This window comes from Pseudomonas sp. P5_B2, from assembly GCF_056400445.1.
In genome coordinates this window covers 1-26,194 of sequence record NZ_JBFULH010000029.1, presented here as the reverse complement: position 1 = coordinate 26,194, position 26,194 = coordinate 1, and the positions used below count along the sequence as shown (strand labels likewise).

Sequence of the window (26,194 nt, the reverse complement as noted above, 5' to 3'; positions counted from 1 at the left end):
AAGGTGAAGAGCTGGTGTTGCGCGTACCGGTCGGCACCACTGTCATCGACGCGGCCACTCAAGAAGTGATCGGCGACCTGACCAAGGCCGGCCAAAAGCTGCTGGTGGCTCATGGTGGTTGGCACGGTCTGGGTAACACGCGTTTCAAATCCAGTACCAACCGCGCTCCGCGTCAGACCACTCCGGGTAAGCCGGGTGAGGCGCGTGACCTCAAGCTGGAAATGAAAGTGCTGGCTGACGTTGGTCTGCTGGGCTTGCCGAATGCTGGTAAGAGTACGTTTATCCGCTCGGTATCGGCTGCCAAGCCGAAAGTTGCCGACTACCCGTTCACCACCTTGGTGCCGAACCTGGGTGTGGTCAGCGTCGATCGCTGGAAGAGCTTCGTGGTTGCGGACATTCCGGGCCTGATCGAAGGCGCTTCCGATGGTGCCGGCCTGGGGATTCGCTTCCTCAAGCACTTGTCGCGTACCCGCTTGCTGCTGCACCTCGTAGACATGGCGCCGCTGGATGACGCCAGTGCACCGGATGCTGCAGAAGTGATCGTCAGCGAGCTGACCAAGTTCAGCCCGTCCCTGGCAGAGCGTGATCGCTGGCTAGTGCTGAACAAGTGTGACCAAATCCTTGAAGAAGAGCACGACGCTCGCGTCAAGGAGATCGTCGATCGCCTGGAATGGACTGGCCCGGTTTACGTGATCTCGGCCATCTCCAAACTCGGCACCGAGCGTCTGTGTCACGACATCATGCGTTACATGGAAGATCGTGCTGATCGCCTGGCTGCTGACCCGGCCTACAAGGAAGAGTTGGCTGAGCTCGATCAGCGTATCGAAGACGAAGCCCGTGCTCAGCTGCAGGCCCTGGATGACCAGCGTGCCCTGCGCCGTAGCGGCGTGAAGTCGGTCCATGACATCGGCGACGATGATTGGGATGAAGAAGATGTGGATGACGAAGACGGTCCGGAAATCATTTACGTGCGTGACTGATTCGTTGCGATAAACTTAAGCGCCGCTCAATAGAGCGGCGTTTTAGTATCTGGAAATCGGTAGTTGGTCACGAATAACCACGAATAACGTCACGGGCAGTGCCAGGTCGCGCTGTCCTCAAGCTAAGGTTGAAGATGATGCGGAGCAAGGTGACAGGTGCGCAGCGTTGGGTCGTGAAGATCGGCAGCGCTTTGCTGACGGCGGACGGCAAGGGCCTGGATCGCGCAGCAATGGGTGTCTGGGTCGAGCAGATGGTGGCCTTGCATGAGGCTGGCGTCGAGCTCGTGTTGGTATCTTCCGGGGCGGTGGCTGCAGGCATGAGTCGCTTGGGCTGGACTGTGCGACCCAGCGCGATGCACGAGTTGCAGGCCGCTGCCGCCATCGGTCAGATGGGGTTGGTACAGGCTTGGGAGTCGAGCTTTGCCGAGCATGGCCGGCACACGGCGCAGATTCTCCTGACGCATGATGACTTGTCCGACCGCAAGCGTTACCTGAACGCCCGCAGCACCTTGCGTGCCTTGGTTGAGTTGAAAGTGATCCCGGTGATCAACGAAAACGACACTGTGGTGACGGACGAAATCCGTTTCGGCGACAACGACACGCTGGCCGCGCTGGTGGCCAACCTGGTTGAGGCTGATTTGCTGGTGATCCTCACGGATCGCGATGGCATGTTCGACGCTGATCCGCGCAACAACCCCGATGCCAATCTGATTTACGAGGCGCGCGCCGATGATCCGGCGCTGGATGCAGTGGCGGGCGGTACCGGTGGTGCGTTGGGGCGTGGCGGTATGCAGACCAAATTGCGTGCTGCGCGTCTGGCGGCCCGCTCCGGGGCGCACACCATCATCGTTGGCGGGCGCATTGAGCGTGTGCTGGATCGCCTGAAGGCGGGTGAGCGCATCGGCACGTTGCTCTCGCCTGAGCGTGGCATGCTGGCGGCGCGCAAGCAGTGGCTGGCCGGGCATTTGCAAACCCGTGGCACGCTGGTGCTGGATGGAGGTGCGGTGAAAGCGCTGGTGCAGGATCATAAAAGTTTGCTGCCGGTGGGCGTCAAGCTGGTCCAGGGCAGCTTCCGTCGCGGCGAGATGGTGGTCTGCGTCGCGCCGGATGGTCGCGAAATCGCCCGCGGCCTGGCTAACTACAGCGCGCTGGAAGCGCAAAAAATCATCGGTCAGTCGTCTGAGGCGATTGTCGGTCTGTTGGGTTACATGGCTGAACCGGAACTGGTTCACCGCGATAACTTGATTCTGGTCTGAGGGAATACCTGAATGCGAATGGCAAAAGGATTATTGGGTCTGTTGCTGGCAATGCCGCTGCTTGCTTCAGCTGAGGAAATTGGCCAGGTATCAACAGTGTTCAAATTCGTCGGCCCGAACGACCGTATCGTCGTCGAGGCGTTTGATGATCCGAAGGTCGATGGCGTGACGTGCTACTTGTCACGCGCCAAGACTGGCGGCGTTAAAGGTGGTTTGGGGTTGGCTGAAGATCGCGCCGAGGCGTCTATCGCCTGTCGTCAGGTCGGGCCCATTAGCTTCAAGGGTGAGCYGAAGGACGGTGATGAGGTGTTCAAGGAGCGCACGTCGCTGGTGTTCAAGACCATGCAGGTGGTGCGTTTCCTCGACAAGAAGCGCAATACGCTGGTGTACCTGGTCTACAGCGACCGGTTGATCGAAGGCAGCCCGCAGAATGCGGTGACAGCAATCCCGATCCTGCCGTGGGCGCACGCTCAATAAGCTAACGCAACTCGAGATGTGGGAGCGGGCTTGCTCGCGAAGAGGGAGTATCAGATGACATTAAAGTCGCCTGACACACCGCCTTCGCGAGCAAGCCCGCTCCCACATTTTTTTTGCGGTGTTTTTGCCAAATCGCAGGCAATAAAAAACCGACCCGAAGGTCGGTTTTTCAACAAGCTTATCGCTTAAGCGGCAACAGCAAGGTTCAGAGCCTTGACGTGACCGTTCAGGCGGCTCTTATGACGAGCAGCCTTGTTCTTGTGGATGATGCCTTTATCGGCCATACGGTCGATAACTGGCACGGCCAGAACGTAAGCAGCTTGAGCTTTAGCAGCGTCTTTTGCGTCGATGGCTTTAACTACATTCTTGATGTAGGTACGAACCATGGAACGCAGGCTGGCGTTGTGGCTGCGACGCTTCTCAGCCTGTTTTGCACGTTTTTTGGCGGAAGGTGTGTTGGCCACCGTCGAGCTCCTCGAAAGACTTTTTAGGAAATAGCAAACAAAATAGGCCGCGAATCATGCCGATGAGTTGATGTCTTGTCAAGGGCGGTTGAGACGTTCCGCTAAGTGGTAGGTATAAAGAGGCGGGATATTTATTTCCGGCGCTTGACCTGTAAACTCGCGAGCTTTGGCTCTGTGCTGCTGCGGCGCGGAGTATCGCATAAGTAGGCGCTTTGTTCGCCTGCTGTTTATCGACAGGCACAAACTCTTTCAATGAATCTGCTCAAATCGTTGGCCGCTGTCAGCTCTATCACGATGCTTTCCCGGGTTTTGGGGTTTGTTCGTGACACGCTAATCGCACGTGCATTTGGTGCCGGGATGGCGACGGACGCCTTCTTTATCGCCTTCAAATTGCCCAATCTGTTGCGTCGGATCTTCGCCGAGGGGGCGTTTTCCCAGGCTTTCGTACCGATTCTGGCCGAATACAAAAGCCAGAAGGGTGAGGAGGCGACACGAACGTTTGTTGCCTACGTCTCGGGCCTGCTGACGCTGGTGCTGGCGCTGGTTACGGTATTGGGGATGATTGCTGCACCTTGGGTCATCTGGGCGACCGCGCCGGGTTTTACCGATACACCGGAAAAATTCGAACTGACCTCCAGTCTGTTGCGGGTGACCTTTCCCTACATATTGCTGATCTCCCTGTCGTCACTGGCCGGCGCGGTTCTCAATACTTACAACCGGTTTTCCGTCCCGGCCTTCGTGCCGACCCTGCTGAATGTCAGCATGATCATCTTTTCGCTATTCCTGACCCCGTATTTCGATCCGCCGGTCATGGCGTTGGGCTGGGCGGTTCTGGTAGGTGGCCTGGCGCAGTTGCTCTATCAGCTGCCGCACCTGAAAAAGATCGGCATGCTGGTGTTGCCACGCCTGAACCTGCGTGACAGCGGCGTCTGGCGGGTCATGAAGCAGATGCTGCCGGCGATTCTCGGTGTGTCCGTGAGCCAGATTTCGCTGATCATCAACACCATCTTCGCGTCCTTTCTGGTGGCTGGTTCGGTGTCCTGGATGTACTACGCCGACCGTCTGATGGAATTGCCGTCCGGCGTGCTGGGCGTGGCGTTGGGCACGATTTTGTTGCCGACACTGGCCAAAACCTACGCCAGCAAGGATCGTCACGAATATTCGCGCATCCTCGATTGGGGCCTGCGCCTGTGCTTCGTCCTGGTGTTGCCGTGTTCGCTGGCGCTGGGGATTCTGGCCGAGCCGTTGACCGTCTCGTTGTTCCAGTACGGCGAGTTCAGCGCCTTTGATGCGTCAATGACGCAGCGGGCATTGATCGCATATTCAGTCGGTTTGCTGGGCATTATCGTGATCAAAGTGCTGGCGCCGGGATTTTATGCGCAACAAAACATCCGCACTCCGGTAAAAATTGCAATTTTCACCCTTGTGGTGACCCAGTTGTTCAACCTGATGCTGATCGGTCCACTGGCCCACGCCGGTCTGGCCCTGGCCATCAGCGCGGGTGCCTGTCTCAACGCCGGATTGTTGTTCTATCAGTTGCGCAAGCAGCAGATGTACCAGCCGCAACCGGGCTGGGCGAAGTTCGGCGCCAAGCTCGTTATCGCTGTGTTGGTGATGTCTGCGGTGCTGCTGGTCGGGATGCACTTCATGCCGGCCTGGGGCMAGGGGCATATGCTGGAGCGGTTCCTGCGCCTTGGCGCTTTGGTCGCGGCCGGCATCGTCTCTTACTTCGGGATGTTGCTGTTGATGGGCTTCCGTTTGCGCGACTTCAATCGCAAGGCACTGAGTTGAGGTTTCGACCTCGATAAACACGGGCGAGCCGGTGGTTTTGTCGGCTCGATCACTTTGGTTACGGTGTTGCCTGTCGTCGGCCGCCGGGTGTGGTTATAATCGACCACTTTATGAGCAAGAAGCGCGTTATGCAGCTGGTTCGAGGCCTCCAAAATCTGCGCCCCCAGCATCGGGGCTGTGTCGCCACCATTGGCAACTTTGACGGTGTTCACCGTGGTCACCAGGCTATCCTGGCGCGGCTGCGTGAACGTGCGCTCGAGTTGGGCGTGCCCAGCTGCGTGGTGATTTTTGAGCCACAGCCGCGCGAATTCTTTGCCCCGGACACGGCCCCGGCCCGTCTGGCCCGGCTGCGGGACAAACTGCAGCTGCTGGCCGACGAAGGTGTCGACCGCGTCCTGTGCCTGGCCTTCAACCAGCGGCTGAGCAAGCTCAGTGCCAGCGAATTCGTTGATACCATTCTGGTGGACGGCCTTGGCGTGCAGCACCTTGAGGTCGGTGACGACTTCCGCTTCGGCTGTGACCGCGTAGGAGATTTCGATTTCCTGCTACAAGCCGGCATTGTTCAGGGCTTTACCGTCGAAGCGGCGCAAACCGTCGAGCTGGACGGCATCCGGGTCAGCAGCACCCAGGTTCGTAATGCGCTGGCCGCTGCTGATTTCGCCCTGGCCGAGCGACTGCTTGGGCGGCCGTTCCAGATTACCGGGCGGGTGCTGCACGGCCAGAAGCTGGCGCGCCAGTTGGGTACGCCCACGGCCAACATACAACTCAAGCGCCGTCGCGTGCCGCTGTCCGGGGTTTACCTGGTCAACGTCGACATCGACGGCAAAACCTGGCCAGGCGTCGCCAATATCGGCGTGCGGCCAACGGTTCAAGGTGATGGCAAAGCCCACCTCGAAGTGCATCTTTTAGATTTTGCCGGCGATCTGTATGACCGGCGTTTGACGGTGGTCTTCCACCACAAGCTGCGTGAAGAGCAGCGTTTCGCCTCTCTGGAGGCGCTTAAGACGGCGATCAATGCGGATGTCGCCGCCGCCCGTGCCCTGTCGCACCTAGCGCCAATCGCTAATGAAGAGCCTTAAATGACCGACTATAAAGCCACGCTAAACCTTCCGGACACCGCCTTCCCAATGAAGGCCGGCCTGCCTCAGCGCGAACCGCAGATTCTGCAGCGCTGGGACAGCATTGGCCTGTACGGTAAGTTGCGCGAGATTGGCAAGGATCGTCCGAAGTTCGTCCTGCACGACGGTCCTCCGTACGCCAACGGCACGATTCACATCGGTCATGCGCTGAACAAGATTCTCAAGGACATGATCATCCGCTCGAAGACCCTGTCCGGTTTCGACGCGCCTTATGTGCCGGGCTGGGACTGCCACGGTCTGCCGATCGAGCACAAAGTCGAAGTGACCCACGGCAAGAACCTGGGCGCGGACAAGACCCGCGAACTGTGCCGTGCCTACGCCACCGAGCAGATCGAAGGCCAGAAATCCGAATTCATCCGTCTGGGCGTGTTGGGCGATTTCGCCAACCCGTACAAGACCATGGACTTCAAAAACGAAGCCGGTGAAATCCGCGCCTTGGCTGAAATCGTCAAGGGCGGTTTCGTATTCAAGGGCCTCAAGCCTGTGAACTGGTGCTTCGACTGCGGTTCGGCCCTGGCTGAAGCGGAAGTCGAGTACGAGAACAAGAAGTCCTCGACCATCGACGTAGCTTTCCCGATTGCCGACGAAGCCAGACTGGCCGCCGCTTTCGGTCTGCCATCGATGGCCAAACCGGCTTCGATCGTGATCTGGACCACCACCCCGTGGACCATCCCGGCCAACCAGGCGCTGAACGTTCACCCGGAATTCAATTACGCCCTGGTCGATGTCGGCGACAAACTGCTGGTGCTGGCTGAAGAGCTGGTCGAGTCGTGCCTGGCGCGTTAYAGCCTGAAAGGTTCGGTCATCGCGACCACCACTGGTAAAGAACTGGAACTGATCAATTTCCGTCACCCGTTCTACGATCGCCTGTCGCCGGTTTACCTGGCCGAGTACGTTGAACTGGGCGCCGGCACGGGCGTGGTTCACTCCGCTCCGGCCTACGGCGTGGACGACTTCGTGACCTGCAAGAAGTACGGCATGGTCAACGACGACATCCTCAATCCGGTGCAAAGCAACGGTGTTTACGCGACGTCGCTGGAGTTCTTTGGCGGCCAGTTCATCTGGAAGGCCAACCCGGCCATCGTCGACAAGCTGACTGAAGTCGGTGCGCTGCTGCACACCACCATCATCGAACACAGCTACATGCACTGCTGGCGTCACAAGACCCCGTTGATCTACCGCGCCACCGCGCAGTGGTTCATCGGCATGGACAAAGAGCCTGTGACTGGCGAAACCCTGCGCAAGCGTGCGATCAAAGCCATCGAAGAAACCAGGTTCGTCCCGGCCTGGGGCCAGGCGCGCCTGCACTCGATGATCGCCAACCGTCCGGACTGGTGCATCTCCCGTCAGCGCAACTGGGGCGTGCCGATCCCGTTCTTCCTGAACAAGGAAAGCGGCGAACTGCACCCACGCACCGCCGAGCTGATGGAAGAAGTCGCCAAGCGCGTCGAAGTCGAAGGCATCGAAGCCTGGTTCAAGATGGACGCCGCCGAACTGCTGGGTGATGAAGCGCCGCAGTACGACAAGATCAGCGACACCCTGGACGTCTGGTTCGACTCGGGCACCACGCACTGGCACGTCCTGCGCGGTTCGCACCCGATGGGCCACGAAACCGGTCCACGCGCCGACCTGTACCTGGAAGRCTCGGACCAACACCGTGGCTGGTTCCACTCGTCCTTGCTGACCGGTTGCGCCATCGACAACCACGCACCGTACCGCGAGCTGCTGACTCACGGCTTCACCGTTGATGAGTCCGGTCGCAAGATGTCCAAATCGCTGGGCAACGTGATTGCACCGCAAAAGGTCAACGACACCCTGGGCGCCGACATCATGCGTCTGTGGGTGGCTTCCACCGATTACTCCGGTGAAATGGCAGTTTCCGATCAGATCCTGCAACGCAGCGCGGACGCCTACCGGCGTATCCGTAACACTGCGCGCTTCCTGCTCTCGAACCTGACCGGTTTCAACCCGGCCACCGACATCCTGCCGGCTGAAGACATGCTCGCGCTGGACCGTTGGGCCGTGGACCGCACGTTGCTGCTGCAACGTGAGCTGCAAGAGCATTACGGCGAATACCGCTTCTGGAACGTCTATTCCAAGATCCACAACTTCTGCGTGCAGGAGCTAGGCGGTTTCTACCTCGACATCATCAAGGACCGTCAGTACACCACTGGTGCCAACAGCAAGGCCCGCCGTTCGGCGCAAACCGCGCTGTATCACATCTCCGAAGCGCTGGTGCGCTGGATCGCGCCGATCCTCGCGTTTACCGCTGACGAACTGTGGGAATACCTGCCGGGCGAGCGCAACGAATCGGTGATGCTCAACACCTGGTACGAAGGTTTGACCGAGCTACCGGAAGGTGTCGAGCTGGACCGCGCCTACTGGGAGCGGATCATGGCCGTGAAAGTAGCCGTCAACAAGGAAATGGAAATCCAGCGCGCGGCCAAGGCCGTCGGTGGCAACCTGCAAGCCGAAGTGACGCTGTTCGCCGAAGAAGCGCTGAGCGCCGACCTGGCCAAGCTGAGCAACGAACTGCGCTTCGTGCTGATCACTTCGACCGCGACCGTCGCGCCTTTTGTTCAGGCACCACAGGACGCGGTAGTCACCGAAGTCAGCGGTTTGAAGCTGCAAGTGGTCAAGTCAAGCTACGCCAAGTGCGCCCGTTGCTGGCACTGCCGTGAAGACGTCGGCGTGAACCCGGAGCATCCGGAAATCTGCGGTCGTTGCGTCGACAACATCAGCGGTGCCGGCGAGGTACGTCACTATGCCTAACGCCGCTGGCCGTTTCGGACGGCTGAGCTGGCTCTGGTTGAGTTTGCTGGTCCTGGTCATCGACCAGGTCAGCAAGTTCTACTTTGAAGACAGGCTCGAGATGTTCCAGCAAATCGTGGTGATCCCCGATTTGTTCAGTTGGACCCTGGCCTACAACACCGGCGCGGCGTTCAGCTTCCTGGCCGACAGCTCCGGCTGGCAACGCTGGTTATTTGCCCTGATCGCGATTGCAGTCAGTGCGGTACTGGTGGTGTGGCTCAAGCGTCTGGGGCGCAACGAAACCTGGCTGGCGGTCGCCTTGGCACTCGTGCTGGGTGGCGCGCTGGGTAACTTGTATGACCGCATTGCACTGGGCCATGTGATCGATTTTATTCTGGTGCATTGGCAGAACCGCTGGATGTTCCCGGCGTTCAACGTTGCCGACAGCGCAATCACGGTGGGTGCCGTAATGCTGGCACTGGATATGTTCAAAAGTAAGAAGACCGGAGAATCCGTTCATGACTGAACAGGTATTGGCTGAACAACGCATCCGCCAGAACACGGAAGTCACCTTGCACTTTGCACTGCGCCTGGAGAACGGCGACACCGTCGACAGCACCTTCGACAAAGCCCCGGCGACCTTCAAGGTCGGCGACGGCAACCTGTTGCCAGGTTTCGAAGCGGCACTGTTCGGCTTCAAGGCGGGCGACAAGCGTACGCTGACCATTCAGCCGGAAAACGCTTTCGGCCAGCCGAACCCGCAGAACGTACAGATCATCCCGCGTTCACAGTTCAAGGACATGGAGCTGTCGCCGGGTCTGCTGGTGATCTTCAACGATGCGGCGAATACTGAGCTGCCTGGCGTGGTGAAAGAATTCGATGACGAGCAAGTGACCATCGACTTCAACCACCCGCTGGCCGGCAAGACATTGACCTTTGACGTCGAGATCATCAACGTCAAATCGTTGTAACGTATGGGAGCGAGCCTTTGAGGCTAGGGGGCTTGTGTGGCTAGGGGGCTTGCCCCCGTTGGGGTGCGAAGCACCCCTGATACCAACCACCCCGATCCTGAATGAGTTCGCGTTGACTGGTTTACGATTGCTGCGCAATCGAACGGGGGCAAGCCCCCTCGCCACAACAAGCCCATTCCCACAGTCAGTTTTCACTGTTTTCGCTATTTCTTGCGCGCAAGACACGAGGCACAGCATGCAAATCAAACTCGCCAACCCCCGTGGCTTCTGCGCCGGTGTGGACCGTGCGATCGAAATCGTCAACCGCGCCCTGGAAGTCTTCGGGCCGCCGATCTATGTGCGCCACGAAGTGGTCCACAACAAATTCGTCGTCGAAGACCTGCGTGCTCGCGGGGCGATTTTCGTCGAGGAACTGGATCAGGTGCCGGACGATGTCATCGTGATCTTCAGTGCCCACGGTGTTTCCCAGGCTGTGCGTACCGAAGCCGCCGGCCGAGGCCTAAAAGTGTTCGACGCAACCTGCCCGCTAGTGACCAAGGTGCACATAGAAGTCGCGCGCTACAGCCGCGATGGCCGTGAATGCATCCTCATCGGTCACGCCGGTCACCCGGAAGTCGAAGGCACCATGGGCCAGTACGATGGCAGCAATGGTGGCGCGATTTACCTGGTCGAAGACGAGAAAGACGTCGCCGCGTTGGAAGTACATAATCCGGAAAAACTCGCCTTCGTGACCCAGACCACCCTGTCCATGGACGACACCAGCCGCGTCATCGACGCACTGCGTGAGCGCTTCCCGGCGATTGGCGGTCCACGCAAGGACGACATCTGCTATGCCACGCAAAACCGTCAGGACGCCGTCAAGCAACTGGCCGACGAATGCGATGTGGTACTGGTGGTCGGCAGCCCGAACAGCTCCAACTCCAATCGCTTGCGCGAGCTGGCCGAACGCATGGCCACCCCGGCTTACTTGATCGACGGTGCCGAAGACCTGCAAAAGAGCTGGTTTGACGGCGTCGAGCGTATCGGCATTACCGCCGGAGCTTCTGCTCCTGAAGTGTTGGTGCGTGGTGTGATCCAGCAACTGCAAGCGTGGGGCGCCACCGGGGCCGATGAGCTGGCCGGGCGTGAGGAGAACATCACGTTCTCCATGCCCAAAGAGCTGCGCGTGCGTTCGCTGCTTTAACGCTGACATAAAGCCTGCTCAGCTTTATCGCTGCGCAGGCTGACGCGACCTGTCGCAGCCAGCACCACCTGGAGCTGGCTGACGGGTTCGCGGGCTGCACAAAAGTGCAGTGTTCCCGCTTGAAAGGCCCGTTCGGGCATCTCTGGTGCGCCTATCCCGCTGAAACGAATGTAACGCCTGACCGGCCAATTGCCGACAATTGGCACCCGCGTGTTGCTCGCGCGTTCAACCAGCAGCGGATTGCTGCTGTCCTTCGGCCCTTTGCCGCTGATGTCCAGAATGATCCGCCAACCCTGACTCCAATCCCCGTTGATGCCGTGAATCACAACCGCCTGGTTGCGTGTGATTGCGAGGGTTCTGGCGTTGCGTATTCCACTGACTAGCGCGTGCGCCGCCTGCTCTCGATGGTTTGATTCAGTGAGTGCTGCGAACGCTGGACTGACCAACAGCAGAACAATTGCGGCAATCGCCAGTCCCATAAGCAGTTCGATCAGGCTGAAACCTTGCTGAAGCATGGCATTTCCTTCCCTGGAGTGTTGTGACCCGCGCGATCCTTGCGGGGGTGTAGGCAGAATGTTCTAGCGCGTAAAGGCAGGTATAGCCGACGGCAACCGAGGGCACCGATGGATCATCGTACAAAAGGTTTCACGCTGATCGAGTTGTTGATCGCGCTCGCGGTGTTTCTGATTGTGATCACCTTGGCGGTGCCGGCGTTTACTCGTTCGGTGCAAACCACCAGGACCGATACCGAAATCGGCGGCTTGCAGCGTGGACTCAATTTCGCCCGACTGGAGGCCATCAACCGTGGCATCACCACTCGAGTCCGCCCGACAGCCGGTGGCAGCGGTTGGACCGGCGAATTGACGGTCTATGGCGGTACTGGCACACCGGCCAATGTATTGCGGGTTGTTCCAGCGATGAGCAGCGGCGCCACCCTGACGCTAACCTCAGGAGTGACCGCGCTGGACTTCAACAACTTGGGCGGTTTATCGGCACCGTCTACCACCGTCGTCATCAACTATGTACGGGGGATGCAAAGCAGGACGCTGAATGTGTGTTTGAACGGACGAATTCTATTGGGTGGAAGTTGCGGATGAGGGGATGGAGCAAGCGTGCTCAGGAGGGCATGACGCTGATCGAAGTCTTGGTTGCGTTATTGATACTGACGGTGGGGCTTTTGGGAGCCGCGGCGATTCAACTCAATGCCCTCAAGTACACCGACAGTTCACGGATGACCAGTCAGGCCAGTTTTATCGCCTACGACATGATGGACCGCATCCGCGCCAATTCTGCTGCCGACTACACCGTCACGCCGCCGACCTCGGGCAACTTGAGTGTCGCTCGCGATCAGGATCTCTACGACTTCACCACCAATATCGTCAATTTCGGCGGCGCGACGGCCACCGGCAGCGTGGCGTTGAACCAGCGGGTCTACACCATCACCATCACCTGGGATGACTCACGCGCCGCCAAGACCGCCAGCTCGCGCCGCAGTTTCGTCTTGACCAGTCGCGCCACGGTCGACCCGGTGTCCACGCCATGAGCCGCTCGATCCGAGGGTTCGGTTTGATCGAGTTGTTGATTGCGCTGGCGTTGAGCCTGATTGTGGTACTCGGCGTGGTGCAGATTTTTATCGCGGCTAAAAATACCTACGTCAGCCAGAACGTCTCCGCCGGGATGCAGGAAGACGCGCGATTTGTGTTGAGCAAGATGATTCAGGAAATCCGCATGGTCGGCATGTTTGGCTGTCTGGGGACCATCACTGACTCAAGTGATGCAGGTGATTTTAACGCCAGCCAGATAACGCCCATCAGTTGGGACAACGCCAACCACAAGCTGACCCTGGTGACGGCAGATGTCGGCGGCGCGGGCGGAGCGCCGGCGTGGACGGTCATTTCTGACTGTCGGAACTCGGCGGCGGCGTACACCGGAGAACGTAAACCTGCAGCGGGGTTTCTGGCGTTTCCGATACGGCGATTGATCTACAGCTTCAGCAATAATCAGGTGTTGATGGGGGCTGGCGCCGGCAAGCCAACCCAGTACGTGCTGGTGAATAACGTGGAGGCGTTCAACGTGAGCTTCGGCCTCGCCAGTTCGGCCACCGATGTGGCCGCCTCCAGTTACAGCAGCAGCCCCTCGGACCCTGCGCGCATTCGCAGCGTACGTCTAAGCCTGACCCTCGCCGACCCGAACAACCGGGTACACAAGCAAACCTTCAGCGTGGTTGCCGCCTTGCGCAACCGTTTGCCATGAGGGCGGCCGCCATGACGTCCCACGTTCAGCGCGGTATGGCGCTGTTGATCAGCTTGGTGTTTCTGCTATTGCTGACATTGATTGGCTTGTCTTCGATGCAGAACGCCACCCTGCAGGAAAAAATGGCCGGCAGCGTGAGCTCGCGCAATCAGTCGTTCCAGGGCGCCGAAGCCGCGTTGCGCGTGGGTGAAAGCGCAGTACAACTCGACACTTATTCATTGCCGGTTTGCAGCCAGTGCGCACCGCCGGCCGAGGCCACGACCCTCACTGCCGCCGGCCGCAATGGCAACTCTGGCGTGACGTGGATCGCTTCCGGCAGTGGCTTTTACGGGGTGCAGAACATTGGCACCACACTCACCGCTGTCAATGTGCCGAGTAATACCTCGGCGACGCTTTACCGGGTGACCGCCGTTGGCATCGCGGGCAACTCACGCAGCGTCGTGGAGAGTATTTATGCGAAGTACTGAATGGCGTGTCATCGGTTGGCGGCTGTTTTGTGGGGCGGTGGCTGGACTGTATCTAGCGGCCCCGGCGTATGCCTTCACACCTTCGAACTCACCGTTACTAAATGCAGCGGTGGTCGCACCGAACGTGATGTTGCTGATCGACAATTCGGGCAGCATGAACAGCATCATGTATGCCGCCGGATTCGATTCGACGGTCACCGGGCACACGCCTGCCAAACAATGTGATTTTTCCGGCGGTCGGTGTTTGAGCGGGAGCGACATCGTCGGTGATTCGATTGCCCTCTCCAGCCTGCCGCAGTCCGGTTGTTCCGGTGGGGCCTACGCGTTTTACAACAACAGTCCGGCGCCGTTGTGCCTGAAACTGCCGGACCCGGTCGGTAATCAAAATACCCGCTACTCCGGCGATTACCTGTCCTACCTGGTGGGACTGGCCAACGGCAACAACCGAGACTTCAGCAACGGTTCGATCCCCAACGACTACCGCTTGAACGTCGCGCGCAATGTGTCCACGGCGCTGGTCAGCAGCAACCGAGGCTTGCGCATCGGGCTTGCGGCTTTCAATCCCCTCAACAGTAACAACTCGGGCAATGGCGGCAACATCGCCCGCTCAATCAGTGATCTGTCGGCGGTGAGCGGCAGCGTTACCCAGTCTCAAGCCGATGACAATTACAACAACCTGATCGCCTCCATCAACGGCTTGAGTGTCGGGGCCAAAACGCCATTGGCGGAAACTTATTACGAAATTACCCGGTACTTCCGAGGGCTGGCGCCGTACTACAACTCGACACCGACTACGTACAGCAGCCCGATCCAGTACCGCTGTCAAAAAAATTATGGCGTGGTCATTACCGATGGCTTGCCGACGTTTGACCGGACTTTCCCGACCACCGATCCTTTGGGGGGGACTCGACTGCCGAACCGGGAAGGCGTGAACAACGATATTGACGGCAAAGGTGGAACTCTCTACCTCGACGACATCGCCAGGTTCGCCTTCGACATCGATATGCGCACCGCCGGCACCGACGCTGCGGGCAAAAGCTGGAACGCGGTGGACTTCCCGAAACAGAACATGAACACCTACACCGTGGGGTTTACCGCCGCGAACCAGATGTTGTCGGACGCAGCCAGGGCGGGGAAGGGCAAGTACTATCAAGTGATCGACAGCGAGGGGCTCAACAGCGCATTGTCTTCGGCGTTGAGCAGCAACACCTCCAAGGCAGGTTCCGGGGGGAGCGGTGTCACCAGCGGCACTACCCTGGCCAGCGGCTCCCGTTATTTCCAGACCAGCTATGACCCGAAAGACTGGCGCGGCACCCTCAAGTCCTTCGGTTTCACCTCGGTCGGCGCAGTGGACACCTCGGCGCTGCAGTGGACCACCGACACCACCATCGTCCCCGGTGCCACTGCGCCGACTTATCAATCCTGGAACACCTTGACCAACGGCGCCGTCACGCTCACCTACAGCAGTTTCTCCCCAGAGCAACAGGCATCGTTGAGTCAAAACCTGCCCACCGGCATCACCGGCAGCGACCTGGTGGAATGGAGCAAGGGCGTCAACAAAGCCGGGCTGAAGGTGCGCAGCATGTTGCTCGGCGACATCATCAACTCGCCGCTCGTATTGGCTTCCCCGTCGGATAAAACCGCCTCCGACCTGACGGGAGACAGCACTTACAGCACCTACCTGAATACCAAAGTCGCCAATATGAGTTCGAGTCTGGTGGTAAACGCCAACGACGGCTTCGTGAATATCATCAATGCCGCCAACGGCGTCCGGCGTTATGCCTACATGCCCTCCAGCGTGCTGCCATCGCTGCACGTCATCGCTGATCCGACCTACATCAACGGTGTAAGCCACAAATATCTGGTCGACGGCCAAGTGGGCGTGTTCGATGCCCAGCTCAACGGTGCCTGGAAAACCCTCGCCATCGGCGGCACCGGAGCCGGCGGCAAAACCTTTTATGCGCTGCAACTGTTCGACGCCTCCGCGGGTAACGTGTTCAAGGCACAGTGGGAAATCACCGCACCCGTCACATCCAGTACCGCGAACGTTTTCAATGATCTGGGTTATGCCTACGCCCGACCGGAAGTGGCACGCTTGGCCGATGGTCGATGGGCGGCGTTTATTTCCAACGGCTATGGCAGCAACTCCGGAGTCGCCGCGTTGTACGTGGTGGATGTGCGTGACGGTTCGATGATCAAGAAAATCGTGGTCGACAGCGCCGAAACCACGAATGGCTTGTCGTCGGTAAAACTGAAGGTCAATTCGCAGAATGTGGTGCAGGCCGCCTATGGCGGCGATTTGAAGGGGCGGCTGTGGAAGTTCGATCTGAGCGCAACGTCGCCCGAAAGCTGGGGCGTGGCATTTTCCGGTAAGCCGCTGTTTACCACTGCAGGCGGCGCCACTCAGCCCATCACCGTACAACCATTGCTCGCGGACAATTCACTGGGCGGCAAGGACGTATTTTTCGGCACCGGTAAATTCAACGAAACCGTCGACAAGACCAACAAGGATCTACAGGCGTTTTATGCAGTGTGGGATGCAGATGGCGGATCGGGGCAGATCACTATATCCAGTTTGCAGGCTCAGGCGGTGACAGGTGTGGTCTCGGGCAGCACCGGTCAATTCATCACCACCAGCCAGAACGACGTGACTTACCCGGCGCAGAAGGGCTGGTACTTGCCGCTGGTGTACAACAACGCGCTGACCGGTGAGCGAGTGATCAGTCAGGCCAGCCTGGTGCTGGGGCGGATCATCTTCACCACGGCCAGTGTCGATACCACTGACCCATGTGCCAGCGTCGGTACCGGCAAACTGGTCGAGCTAGAGGCAATCAGCGGTAAGATGCTCAACCACGCGGTACTTGATAGCAACGGCGATGGGGTGGTCGACAGTACCGACACGGTGTCCAGCGGGGTGTATTTCACCGGTGGCATTCCGACCCTGAACGCCATCGTCAACGGTGCAACCCGAAAAATTGTGAACGATTCCAGTGGCGGTATCACCACGCTGGTGGAAAAATCCGGCGGCGGCAGCCGTCGCATCATGTGGCGACAAATACAGTAAGTGAGAGTTGAGGCATGCGTAGATCCAACCGAGGTTTTACCCTGATTGAAATCATGATCGTGATTGCGATCATCGGGATCGTCATCACCATTGCCGCCCCGAGCTTCACCGAATACCTGAACAAGGGCCGGCGCGGCGAAATTGCCGGGGTGTTATCGGAGCAGGCGCAGATTCTTGAAAGGTTCTACTCGCAGAAAAATGTCTACACCAATGCCACTGGCCTGAGCGCCGGCAATGACTATTACACCATCACCCCGACCCTCACTGACCAGGCCTTCCTGCTGACAGCGGTGCGCAAGGCTGGCTCGAGCATGGCCACCGACAAGTGTGGGGATTTCACCCTCAGCAATACGGGTGTCAAAAGCATGGTCAATGCGGCAGACGGGTTGACCGCCAAGGACTGCTGGGGCGGCTGAGTTTCTTTTGGGGCGTCATTTGCGCCCTCTGTCTATTTAACGGTTGGATCTGAACATGACCAGGCAACAGCAAGTGGTGATTGTCGGCGGCGGCGTGATTGGGCTGCTGACGGCGTTCAATCTCGCGTCCGAAGTGCACAGCGTTGTGCTGCTGGATCGTTCGAACGTCGGGCAGGAGTCGTCTTGGGCGGGGGGCGGGATTGTTTCGCCGCTGTACCCATGGCGCTACAGCCCGGCCGTCACTGCGTTGGCGCACTGGTCCCAGGATTTTTATCCACAGCTCGGTGAGCGACTGTTCGCCGCGACCGGGGTTGACCCTGAAGTTCATACCACCGGTTTGTACTGGCTGGATCTGGATGATGAGGCTGAAGCGCTGGCTTGGGCCGAGCGCGAGAATCGTCCGCTGCGGGCTGTGGATATCTCGGCGGCGCATGATGCGGTGCCGGTGTTGGGCGCGGGTTTTTCGCGGGCGGTCTACATGGCCGATGTGGCCAATGTGCGCAATCCACGGCTGGTGAAGTCGCTGAAGGCTGCCTTGCTGGCGCTGCCGAATGTAACCATTCATGAGCAGTGCGAAGTCAGCGGGTTCATTCGTGAGGGTGATCGAATCGTGGGTGTGCAGACTGCGACGGGTGCCATTGCGGGTGATCAAGTGGTGCTGACCGCCGGCGCCTGGAGCGGGGATTTACTGAAGCACCTGGGGCTGGAACTGCCGGTCGAACCGGTAAAAGGGCAAATGATTCTGTACAGGTGCTCGGCAGACTTTCTGCCGAGCATGGTGCTGGCGAAGGGGCGTTATGCGATTCCTCGGCGCGACGGGCACATTCTGATCGGCAGTACGCTGGAGCATGAAGGCTACGACAAGACACCGACCGATTCGGCGCTGGAAAGCCTGAAGGCATCGGCGGTGGAGTTGATTCCGGCGTTGGCGGATGCCGAAGTGGTCGGGCATTGGGCCGGGTTGCGACCGGGCTCACCGGAGGGCATTCCTTACATCGGCCAGGTGCCAGGGTTTGACGGGCTATGGCTCAATTGCGGGCATTACCGCAATGGGCTGGTGCTGGCGCCGGCATCGTGTCAGTTGTTTGCCGATGTGATGCTGGGGCGCGAACCGATTATTGATCCTGCGCCGTATGCACCGATTGGGCGGATCTAGCCGCAGAAGTTTTGGTGCCTGGAAAATCGCTTCGCGAGCAGGCTCGCACAGTTGATCTGTGAACGACGCAAATTCTCTTTGGGAGCGAGCCTGCTCGCGAAGGGGCCCTCAATCCAAGCCTAATTTCTTGAGTCGGTAACGCATCGACCTGAACGACAAACTCAACCGCTGAGCCGCCGCCGTGCGGTTCCAGCGAGTTTCCTCCAGCGCCTGGAGGAGGAGTTTGCGTTCGACGTTTTCCAGATAATGTTCAAGATTATCTATTTGCGTCAGATCCGGTACCGCGCCTTCTGCCGTGCAATTACCGTCGACCAGTCGTAAATCAGTGGCTTCAATCTGCTTGTTTTCACCCAAGGTGTGAGCCCGCTCAAGCACGTTCTCGAGTTCCCGCACATTGCCCGGGAAACGGTATTTTTTCAGCGCATCCAGGGCCAGTGGGTGGAGCGTTGCAGCGGGTTGGCCACTGCCTGCGGCCAAGCGCTTGAGCACATGAGTGGCCAGTGGTTCGATGTCGTCACGGCGTTCGCGCAATGAGGGAACCCGCAGTTCGATCACGTTGAGGCGGTAGTACAAATCCTGGCGAAATCGTTCAGCAGAGACTTCGGCATCAAGGTCTTTGTGAGTGGCGCAAAGGATGCGCACATCGACCACCGTTTCCTGTTGTTCGCCAACTCGGCGAACCGTTTTTTCCTGAATCGCGCGCAGCAGTTTGACCTGCATGGCCAAAGGTAAATCCGCGACTTCATCGAGAAACAGAGTACCGCCATGGGCGGCCTGGAACAGTCCGGGTTTGTCTTCGATGGCGCCGCTGAAACTGCCTTTGCGATGCCCGAAGAACTCGCTTTCCATCAGCTCTGACGGAATCGCCCCACAGTTGACCGGGACGAAGGGTTGCTGGGCTCGCGGTCCTTGCTCATGGATCAGTCTTGCGACTAACTCCTTGCCACTGCCGGATTCGCCGCTGATGTACACCGGGGCCTGGCTGCGCGCGAGTTTGTCGATGTGTTTGCGCAGGCTGCGCATGGGCAAAGAGTTGCCCAGTAGCCGACGATCAATGGCGGTACTGGCCTCGCCCGGTGCAGGCAAGCGCAAAGCGCTGGTGATCAGTTCTCGCAACCGAGTGAGGTCGACCGGTTTGGTCAGGAAGTCGAAGGCGCCGGCCTTGAGTGCATTGATCGCTGTTTCGAGGCTGCCGTAGGCGGTGATCATCGCCACCGGCACTTGCGCGTAACGCTGCTGGATGTGTTGCACCAGCTCAAGGCCGGTGCCGTCGGGCAGGCGCATGTCGGTCAGGCACAGATCGAAGGTTTCCCGGGCCAACAAGGCTTGGGCATCGCCCAGGTTGCGGACACTGAAGGTATCGAGTTTCATCCGTCCCAGGGTGATTTCGAGGAGTTCGCGGATATCCGGTTCGTCGTCGACGATCAGGACTTTAGGCCGTAGGCTCATGTTCAACTTTGTTTCCGTCCGTGGGCAAAAGTAATGCGAAAGCAGGCGCCGCCTTGGCGTGGTTTGAAGTCTAGGCGGGCCTGATTGCTTTCGCACAGCTCACGGGACAGATACAGCCCCAGGCCTGTGCCTTGGCTGCTGGTGGTAAAAAATGGCTCGAACAAATGTATTTGCTGGTCCGGCGCCACACCGGGGCCGTCGTCCGTGACTTCGAGGGTGGGCAACTGGCTGTCGGCATCGACAAACAACTCTAGCCAGACCTGGGCAACGTCGTGATTCAGGGCGCTGTGGTGCCAGGCGTTGCGCAACAAATTGTCCAGAACCTGGGTGAGCTGGATTGGGTCCATCAAGGTGTTGAAATCGCCTGACCCTATACGCAGGTGAATGTGCTGACCTTCGGTCGCGGCTTCACGGATTTCGGCGACGAACCTTTCCAGCGATGGCTTCAGATCGAGCCGTTGCGGGACGGTTTGCTGGCGACGGGACAACTGCAGGACGTTTTCGATAACCCGATTCATTCGCTGAGAGTGGTCTTGAATAATCTGGGTCAGACGCCGATCTGCCCCGTTGAGTTCCTCAGATTCGCGCAGCAATTGCGCGGCATGACTGATGGCACCCAATGGATTGCGTATTTCATGGGCAATACCTGCCGTCAGTCGACCGAGTGCGGCGAGTTTCAGTTGCTGTGCATGTTGTGCGACCTGAGCGAGGTCTTCGAGAAAAATCAGGGTCTGGTGGATAGGGCCTTGGTTCAGGGAAATGAAGCTGGGCTGCAGTTCCAGGCCGATGCTCTCGATTTTCAGGCTTTGCGGGCGCAAGGTCGGATTGTTGAACCACAGCTCAAGACGCTCGACCAGCGTTGGCGCAAAGTCATCGATCAGGTGTCCGTCGAGTGCTTTGTGCCCCAGCAATATCAAGGCGCTGTGATTGGCCAGTTGCACCCGCCGCTGTTCGTCGAGCACCAGAATACCCGTGCGCATGCGTTGCAGGATAAGCGCGTTGAGCGCTTCGAGTCCCACCACTTCGCTGGCCCGCTGTTCGGCGAGGTGCTCGCTGACTTCCAGGCGCCGGGTCAGGCCTTGCACCAGCAATGCGGCGGCAAAACACAATGCGCCGAGTGTGCCGACTTGCAGGTAATCGTTGGGGCTGGCCGGGTGGTTGAAGCTCAGGAGGAAACTCAAACCGACGATGCCCAGTGCGCCGACTGCGGCAATGGACAGGCCGGTACGTCCACGCAGCAGGGTATTGCTGATGGCCACTGTCACGATCAATAGATTGCCAATGCCGCTGGCCGCTCCACCTGCGGCGTAAAACACTCCGCAGAGCAGCAAGACGTCGGCCAGCGCGAGGCCGAACAACTGTGCCGGCCGTCGGGTGTTTCCCAGAAACACCACCAGCAGAATATTCAGCACCAGGTACAACAAGCTGCCACTGCGCAGTAGTTCGTCATTGGCGAACGCCAGCAACCCGTTGTCGAGGTTGCTGGTCATCAACAACACCAGGGTGATGCCGACGCTCAAGCGGTAGAGGTGGTAAAGGCGCAGCAGCCGCTGAGCCTGTTTGTCGCTTGGACTGAGCGTCTCAGCGACCACTAGGGCCCGGGCCTTGCTCAAGGTGAGCCTGGCTGCAATACCACTGTTGTTGAAGGTTCAGTGCGCGGTCGCGGGGCAGGTGAACACCGCAATGGGCGCAGCGGACCATGGGGGCAGCCTCCAATTCGGCGGAGGACTTGGGGGCTGAAGTCGAAGCCTTGAACTTGCGCCAGAACCATACCGCAGCGGCAATCAGGGCGATCCAGAACAGTAAACGAAGCATGGTGAGCAGCTTTATGGCGAGTGAAACAGCAGTTTAGCCAAGGTCATGCCGAGCGCACAGCGTAATCATCACGCCCACAAAAAAGGAGCCTCGCAAGGCTCCTTTTTGTACAACCAGAGGTGTCAGTCGAACACGCCAAAGGTCATGTAGCTGAACCACGAGCGGTCGCTGTTATTGCCTTCGGACTCTTGTTGCTCTTCTTCGACTGCGGCGCCACTTCCATCTTTAGGCTTCAGTTCGGCCGGAATCGCTTCCTTGGCATCCTGGAACTGTCTCTGCACGTCCTGGTTGGCGCGGGTTTCGCCTGGCGGCAGCGGCGGACGGGACTCGATCAGGCCCAATGTGGCCTTGCTCATCCACGAACGATTGTCAGCTTCGGCGACCGAAGGCTTGAACTGACCGTCTTCCAGGCTTGGGTTGGTCGGGTAGTTGAGCTTCAGCGTTTCGAGGCTGGTAGCTGCCAGTTCGTCCAGATGCATACGCTGGTAGGCTTCAGTCATGATCGCCAGGCCGTCACCGACGGACGGGGTATCCTGGAAGTTTTCCACCACGTAACGGCCACGGTTCGCGGCGGCAACATAAGCCTGACGGGTCAGGTAATAGTGGCCAACGTGAATTTCGTAGGCCGCCAGCAAGTTGCGCAGGTAAATCATGCGCTGCTTGGCGTCCGGCGAGTAGCGGCTGTTCGGGAAGCGGCTGGTCAGCTGGGCGAACTCGTTGAAGGAGTCGCGAGCGGCACCCGGATCACGCTTGGTCATGTCCAGCGGCAGGAAACGCGCCAGCAGGCCGACATCCTGATCAAAGGACGTAAGACCTTTCATATAGTAGGCGTAATCCACATTCGGGTGCTGCGGGTGCAGGCGAATGAAACGCTCGGCGGCCGACTTGGCAGCTTCAGGCTCGGTGTTTTTGTAGTTCGCGTAGATGAGCTCCAGTTGAGCCTGATCAGCGTAGCGACCGAACGGATAACGCGATTCCAGAGCCTTCAGCTTGGTAATGGCGCTGGTGTAGCTACTCTTGTCCAGATCTTGCTGAGCCTGCTGGTACAGCTCGACTTCGCTAAGGTTTTCGTCTACGACTTCCTTCGATGAGCAAGCAGCGGTCAATGCGAGGATGGCGATCAGCAGCAGGTGTTTCACTTGCATGGCGGCTTGCGTCCCTATGACGGCCGCTGTCTTGGGCGTGGCCGTCCTGTTATGATGAGCGCCCCGTTGTATAGCCTCGGGGCAAAAGACGCCGTATTTAACCACAAGCGCGCAGCCGAAACCAAAAGCTGTGCCGACGCCTAGTCTGAGCATGTCCGATAAAATTGAACTCCGCGCAGAGGTGCCGTCCGAATTGGGCGGCCAACGCCTCGATCAAGTCGCCGCACAATTATTCGCTGAGCACTCGCGCTCGCGCCTTTCCGCCTGGATCAAAGACGGCCGCCTGACTGTGGATGGGGCGGTTATCCGCCCGCGAGACATCGTTCACGGTGGCGCCATTCTTGAACTGACCGCCGAGCAGGAAGCTCAGGGCGAATGGATCGCTCAAGACATCGAACTGGACATCGTCTATGAAGATGACGACATCCTGGTAATCAACAAACCTGCGGGTCTGGTGGTGCATCCGGCTGCCGGCCACGCTGATGGCACCTTGCTCAACGCCTTGCTGCACCACGTGCCGGACATTATTAATGTCCCCCGCGCCGGTATCGTGCATCGCCTGGACAAGGACACCACCGGTTTGATGGTGGTGGCCAAGACCATTCAAGCGCAGACACAGCTTGTCACTCAATTGCAGAGCCGCAGCGTAAGCCGGATCTACGAGTGCATCGTGATCGGTGTAGTGACGGCGGGTGGCAAGATCAACGCGCCCATCGGTCGTCACGGTCAGCAACGCCAGCGCATGGCGGTGATGGAAGGTGGCAAGCAAGCCGTCAGCCATTACCGCGTGCTCGAGCGTTTCCGCTCCCACACTCACGTGCGGGTGAAGCTGGAAACCGGTCGTACGCACCAGATTCGTGTGCACATGGCTCACATCAACTACCCGTTGGTCGGAGACCCTGCCTACGGCGGTCGCTTCCGTATCCCGCCGGCAGCCAGTGTGACCATGGTCGAATCGTTGAAGGCGTTCCCGCGTCAGGCCTTGCATGCACGGTTCCTGGAGCTGGATCACCCGACCACCGGTAAACGCATGAGCTGGGAATCACCGTTGCCGGATGATTTCGTCTGGTTGCTGACCCTGCTCAAGCAAGACCGTGAGGCGTTCATCGGATGAGTGACTGGCTGATTCCCGACTGGCCTGCGCCTGCCGGGGTGAAAGCCTGTGTGACCACCCGTGCGGGCGGCGTCAGTCTGGCGCCGTTCGACAGCCTCAACCTCGGCGATCATGTCGACGACAGCCCCGAAGCTGTGGCCGAAAATCGCCGTCGTCTCACCGATCATTTCTCTATTCAACCGGCCTGGCTGCAACAGGTTCACGGCATCGCCGTGGCCCACGCGGACCCAAGCCTGGTAGCCACTGCAGACGCTAGCTGGACAAGCACGCCCGGTATTGCCTGCGCGGCGATGACCGCCGACTGCTTGCCGGTGCTGTTTTGCGACCGTGCTGGCACCCGCGTTGCCGCGGCGCATGCCGGTTGGCGTGGATTGGCGGCGGGTGTGCTGGAGGCGACTCTCGACACGTTGGCCGTACCGGCAGAAGACGTACTCGTCTGGCTCGGTCCGGCCATTGGTCCGCAAGCCTTTGAAGTGGGCCCGGAAGTGCGCGCAACCTTCGTTCAGCAATTGCCTGAAGCCGCCAAGGCCTTTGTTCCGAGCCAAAACGCTGGCAAATTCATGGCAGACATCTATGAGCTGGCGCGTTTGCATCTGGCGGCTCGTGGCGTCACTGCTATCTATGGTGGCGGTTTCTGCACCGTAACCGATCCCCGCTTCTTTTCTTACCGTCGTAGTCCGCGCACTGGTCGGTTTGCCTCTCTCATCTGGCTCGAACGCTAGACTGATCTGCATCAACATCAAGACGCTTGAAACTCTCAGAATCGACCGCATCTATAACGGTATCTGGCAGGTTTCTTCATTCAGGATGTTTTATAGGTCCGGCCTGCTCAAAAGGAAGGTGACCCATGCGTATAGATCGTTTAACCAGCAAATTGCAGTTAGCACTATCCGACGCCCAATCCCTGGCTGTCGGTCTCGACCATCCCGGCATCGAGCCGGCGCATTTGATGCAGGCGCTGCTTGAACAGCAGGGCGGTTCGATCAAACCTCTGCTGATGCAGGTCGGTTTCGACGTCAACAGCCTGCGTAAAGAGCTGACCAAAGAGCTCGACCAGCTGCCGAAAATCCAGAATCCGACCGGCGACGTGAACATGTCGCAGGACTTGGCGCGCCTGCTCAATCAGGCGGATCGTCTGGCCCAGCAGAAGGGCGACCAGTTCATCTCCAGCGAACTGGTGCTGCTGGCTGCTATGGACGAAAACAGCAAGCTCGGCAAGTTGTTGCTGGGGCAGGGCGTGAGCAAGAAAGCCCTGGAAAACGCGATCAATAACCTGCGTGGCGGCGAAGCGGTCAACGATGCCAACCACGAGGAGTCGCGCCAGGCGCTGGATAAATACACCGTTGACCTGACCAAGCGTGCCGAAGACGGCAAGCTCGATCCGGTGATCGGTCGTGACGACGAAATTCGTCGGACCATTCAGGTCCTGCAACGTCGTACCAAGAACAACCCGGTGCTGATCGGTGAGCCTGGCGTGGGTAAAACCGCCATCGCCGAGGGCCTGGCCCAGCGCATCATCAATGGCGAAGTGCCGGATGGCCTGAAAGGCAAACGCCTGCTGTCCCTCGACATGGGGGCGCTGATTGCCGGTGCCAAGTATCGCGGTGAGTTCGAAGAACGCCTGAAATCGCTGCTCAACGAGCTGTCGAAGCAGGAAGGGCAGATCATTCTGTTCATCGACGAACTGCACACCATGGTCGGCGCCGGTAAAGGCGAAGGCTCGATGGATGCGGGCAATATGCTCAAGCCTGCGCTGGCGCGCGGTGAGCTGCATTGCGTCGGCGCGACCACGCTCAACGAGTACCGCCAATATATAGAGAAGGATGCAGCCCTCGAACGGCGCTTCCAGAAAGTCCTGGTCGACGAGCCGAGCGAAGAAGACACCATCGCGATTTTGCGTGGCCTCAAAGAGCGTTACGAGGTTCACCACAAGGTGGCGATCACCGACGGTGCAATCATCGCGGCGGYCAAGCTCAGTCATCGCTACATTACTGATCGCCAGTTGCCGGACAAGGCCATTGACCTGATCGACGAAGCGGCCAGCCGTATTCGGATGGAGATCGACTCCAAGCCGGAAGTGCTCGACCGACTGGAGCGTCGCCTGATTCAGTTGAAGGTGGAATCTCAGGCGCTGAAAAAAGAAAGCGATGAAGCGGCGATCAAACGCCTGGAAAAACTCCAGGAAGAAATCGTCCGCCTGGAGCGTGAGTACTCGGACCTCGAAGAAATCTGGAATGCGGAAAAAGCCGAAGTTCAGGGTTCTGCGCAGATCCAGCAGAAAATCGAACAGTCCCGTCAGGAAC

The 26,194-nt window shown here is 59.0% G+C and carries 25 protein-coding genes; 19 read left to right on the top strand and 6 right to left on the bottom strand.

Annotation, left to right across the window (positions count from 1 at the left end):
* The 3 genes from cgtA to AC1DRJ_RS05785 all read left to right on the top strand — a co-directional run.
* A partial coding sequence (gene cgtA, locus AC1DRJ_RS05795) for an Obg family GTPase CgtA (protein WP_477801255.1) occupies positions 1 to 980 on the top strand: 980 nt, incomplete at its 5' end.
* A gap of 137 nt (positions 981 to 1,117) precedes the next feature.
* Positions 1,118 to 2,236 (top strand): glutamate 5-kinase, encoded by a 1,119-nt coding sequence (proB, locus tag AC1DRJ_RS05790; RefSeq protein WP_477801257.1) that lies wholly within the window; start codon positions 1,118 to 1,120, stop codon positions 2,234 to 2,236.
* Positions 2,237 to 2,248: 12 nt separating this feature from the next.
* Positions 2,249 to 2,713, top strand: a complete 465-nt coding sequence (locus AC1DRJ_RS05785) for a CreA family protein (RefSeq protein WP_477801254.1) — start codon at positions 2,249 to 2,251, stop codon at positions 2,711 to 2,713.
* Positions 2,714 to 2,898: 185 nt separating this feature from the next.
* On the opposite strand, the gene rpsT is transcribed toward AC1DRJ_RS05785, so the two are convergent.
* The gene (gene rpsT / locus AC1DRJ_RS05780; RefSeq protein ID WP_007942340.1) at positions 2,899 to 3,177 is read right to left on the bottom strand and encodes a 30S ribosomal protein S20; all 279 of its coding nucleotides are present in this window, start codon (positions 3,175 to 3,177) and stop codon (positions 2,899 to 2,901) included.
* A 252-nt stretch (positions 3,178 to 3,429) separates the two neighbouring features.
* On the opposite strand from rpsT, the gene murJ reads away from it, so the two are divergent.
* The 6 genes from murJ (at position 3,430) to ispH (ending at position 11,012) form a co-directional block, all read left to right on the top strand.
* Positions 3,430 to 4,968 (top strand): murein biosynthesis integral membrane protein MurJ, encoded by a 1,539-nt coding sequence (gene murJ, locus AC1DRJ_RS05775; protein WP_477801253.1) that lies wholly within the window; start codon positions 3,430 to 3,432, stop codon positions 4,966 to 4,968.
* A gap of 128 nt (positions 4,969 to 5,096) precedes the next feature.
* Entirely contained in the window at positions 5,097 to 6,047 is a 951-nt protein-coding gene (ribF, locus tag AC1DRJ_RS05770) for a bifunctional riboflavin kinase/FAD synthetase (RefSeq protein ID WP_007942338.1), read from the top strand.
* Positions 6,048 to 8,879: an isoleucine--tRNA ligase gene (gene ileS, locus AC1DRJ_RS05765; protein WP_477801252.1), complete on the top strand. Its 2,832-nt coding sequence runs from the start codon at positions 6,048 to 6,050 to the stop codon at positions 8,877 to 8,879. It abuts the gene before it with no gap.
* A complete protein-coding gene (lspA, locus tag AC1DRJ_RS05760) occupies positions 8,872 to 9,384 on the top strand; it encodes a signal peptidase II (protein ID WP_477801251.1) in 513 nt (170 codons plus the stop codon). Before ileS ends, lspA begins: the two co-directional genes overlap by 8 nt.
* 7 nt (positions 9,385 to 9,391) lie before the next feature.
* Positions 9,392 to 9,829 (top strand): FKBP-type peptidyl-prolyl cis-trans isomerase, encoded by a 438-nt coding sequence (gene fkpB / locus AC1DRJ_RS05755; protein WP_177333623.1) that lies wholly within the window; start codon positions 9,392 to 9,394, stop codon positions 9,827 to 9,829.
* 235 nt (positions 9,830 to 10,064) lie between these two features.
* On the top strand, positions 10,065 to 11,012 hold the full coding sequence (gene ispH, locus AC1DRJ_RS05750) for a 4-hydroxy-3-methylbut-2-enyl diphosphate reductase (protein ID WP_477801250.1): 948 nt from the start codon (positions 10,065 to 10,067) through the stop codon (positions 11,010 to 11,012).
* Here the strand turns inward: ispH and AC1DRJ_RS05745 are convergent.
* A complete protein-coding gene (locus tag AC1DRJ_RS05745) occupies positions 11,009 to 11,527 on the bottom strand; it encodes a GspH/FimT family pseudopilin (RefSeq protein ID WP_477801249.1) in 519 nt (172 codons plus the stop codon). The two genes, ispH and AC1DRJ_RS05745, sit on opposite strands and share 4 nt — an antisense overlap.
* Before the next feature lie 108 nt (positions 11,528 to 11,635).
* On the opposite strand from AC1DRJ_RS05745, the gene AC1DRJ_RS05740 reads away from it, so the two are divergent.
* Genes AC1DRJ_RS05740 through thiO form a run of 7 tightly spaced genes read left to right on the top strand, consistent with a single transcriptional unit; the run spans position 11,636 to position 18,368 of the window.
* Positions 11,636 to 12,109 carry a GspH/FimT family pseudopilin gene (locus AC1DRJ_RS05740; protein ID WP_477801248.1) on the top strand — a complete coding sequence of 158 codons (474 nt, stop codon included), beginning with the start codon at positions 11,636 to 11,638 and terminating at the stop codon, positions 12,107 to 12,109.
* Positions 12,106 to 12,555, top strand: a complete 450-nt coding sequence (gene pilV / locus AC1DRJ_RS05735) for a type IV pilus modification protein PilV (protein WP_477801247.1) — start codon at positions 12,106 to 12,108, stop codon at positions 12,553 to 12,555. Before AC1DRJ_RS05740 ends, pilV begins: the two co-directional genes overlap by 4 nt.
* Positions 12,552 to 13,265 (top strand): PilW family protein, encoded by a 714-nt coding sequence (locus tag AC1DRJ_RS05730; protein ID WP_477801246.1) that lies wholly within the window; start codon positions 12,552 to 12,554, stop codon positions 13,263 to 13,265. Before pilV ends, AC1DRJ_RS05730 begins: the two co-directional genes overlap by 4 nt.
* Positions 13,262 to 13,732, top strand: coding sequence for a pilus assembly PilX family protein (locus AC1DRJ_RS05725; protein ID WP_477801245.1), 471 nt, complete (start codon positions 13,262 to 13,264; stop codon positions 13,730 to 13,732). Before AC1DRJ_RS05730 ends, AC1DRJ_RS05725 begins: the two co-directional genes overlap by 4 nt.
* Positions 13,719 to 16,796, top strand: a complete 3,078-nt coding sequence (locus AC1DRJ_RS05720) for a pilus assembly protein (RefSeq protein WP_477801244.1) — start codon at positions 13,719 to 13,721, stop codon at positions 16,794 to 16,796. Before AC1DRJ_RS05725 ends, AC1DRJ_RS05720 begins: the two co-directional genes overlap by 14 nt.
* Before the next feature lie 14 nt (positions 16,797 to 16,810).
* Positions 16,811 to 17,212 (top strand): type IV pilin protein, encoded by a 402-nt coding sequence (locus AC1DRJ_RS05715; protein ID WP_477801243.1) that lies wholly within the window; start codon positions 16,811 to 16,813, stop codon positions 17,210 to 17,212.
* Positions 17,213 to 17,267: 55 nt separating this feature from the next.
* Complete coding sequence (gene thiO, locus AC1DRJ_RS05710) at positions 17,268 to 18,368, top strand: glycine oxidase ThiO (protein WP_477801242.1); 1,101 nt, start codon at positions 17,268 to 17,270, stop codon at positions 18,366 to 18,368.
* A 108-nt stretch (positions 18,369 to 18,476) separates the two neighbouring features.
* On the opposite strand, the gene AC1DRJ_RS05705 is transcribed toward thiO, so the two are convergent.
* From AC1DRJ_RS05705 to AC1DRJ_RS05690, 4 genes are all read right to left on the bottom strand, one after another.
* Positions 18,477 to 19,817, bottom strand: a complete 1,341-nt coding sequence (locus AC1DRJ_RS05705; protein WP_477801241.1) for a sigma-54-dependent transcriptional regulator — start codon at positions 19,815 to 19,817, stop codon at positions 18,477 to 18,479.
* A 2-nt stretch (positions 19,818 to 19,819) separates the two neighbouring features.
* Positions 19,820 to 21,409 (bottom strand): sensor histidine kinase, encoded by a 1,590-nt coding sequence (locus AC1DRJ_RS05700; RefSeq protein WP_477801256.1) that lies wholly within the window; start codon positions 21,407 to 21,409, stop codon positions 19,820 to 19,822.
* Entirely contained in the window at positions 21,399 to 21,632 is a 234-nt protein-coding gene (locus AC1DRJ_RS05695; protein ID WP_477801240.1) for a PP0621 family protein, read from the bottom strand. The genes AC1DRJ_RS05700 and AC1DRJ_RS05695 overlap by 11 nt, the downstream gene beginning before the upstream one ends.
* 122 nt (positions 21,633 to 21,754) lie before the next feature.
* Positions 21,755 to 22,777, bottom strand: coding sequence for an outer membrane protein assembly factor BamD (locus tag AC1DRJ_RS05690; RefSeq protein ID WP_477801239.1), 1,023 nt, complete (start codon positions 22,775 to 22,777; stop codon positions 21,755 to 21,757).
* A 151-nt stretch (positions 22,778 to 22,928) separates the two neighbouring features.
* Here AC1DRJ_RS05690 and rluD point away from each other — a divergent pair, with 151 nt between their 5' ends.
* The 3 genes from rluD to AC1DRJ_RS05675 form a co-directional block, all read left to right on the top strand.
* A complete protein-coding gene (gene rluD / locus AC1DRJ_RS05685) occupies positions 22,929 to 23,891 on the top strand; it encodes a 23S rRNA pseudouridine(1911/1915/1917) synthase RluD (RefSeq protein WP_007942311.1) in 963 nt (320 codons plus the stop codon).
* A complete protein-coding gene (gene pgeF, locus AC1DRJ_RS05680) occupies positions 23,888 to 24,613 on the top strand; it encodes a peptidoglycan editing factor PgeF (protein ID WP_477801238.1) in 726 nt (241 codons plus the stop codon). Before rluD ends, pgeF begins: the two co-directional genes overlap by 4 nt.
* Before the next feature lie 125 nt (positions 24,614 to 24,738).
* Positions 24,739 to 26,194, top strand: a 1,456-nt coding sequence (locus AC1DRJ_RS05675; RefSeq protein ID WP_477801237.1) for a Clp protease N-terminal domain-containing protein, incomplete at its 3' end; no start/stop codon positions are given.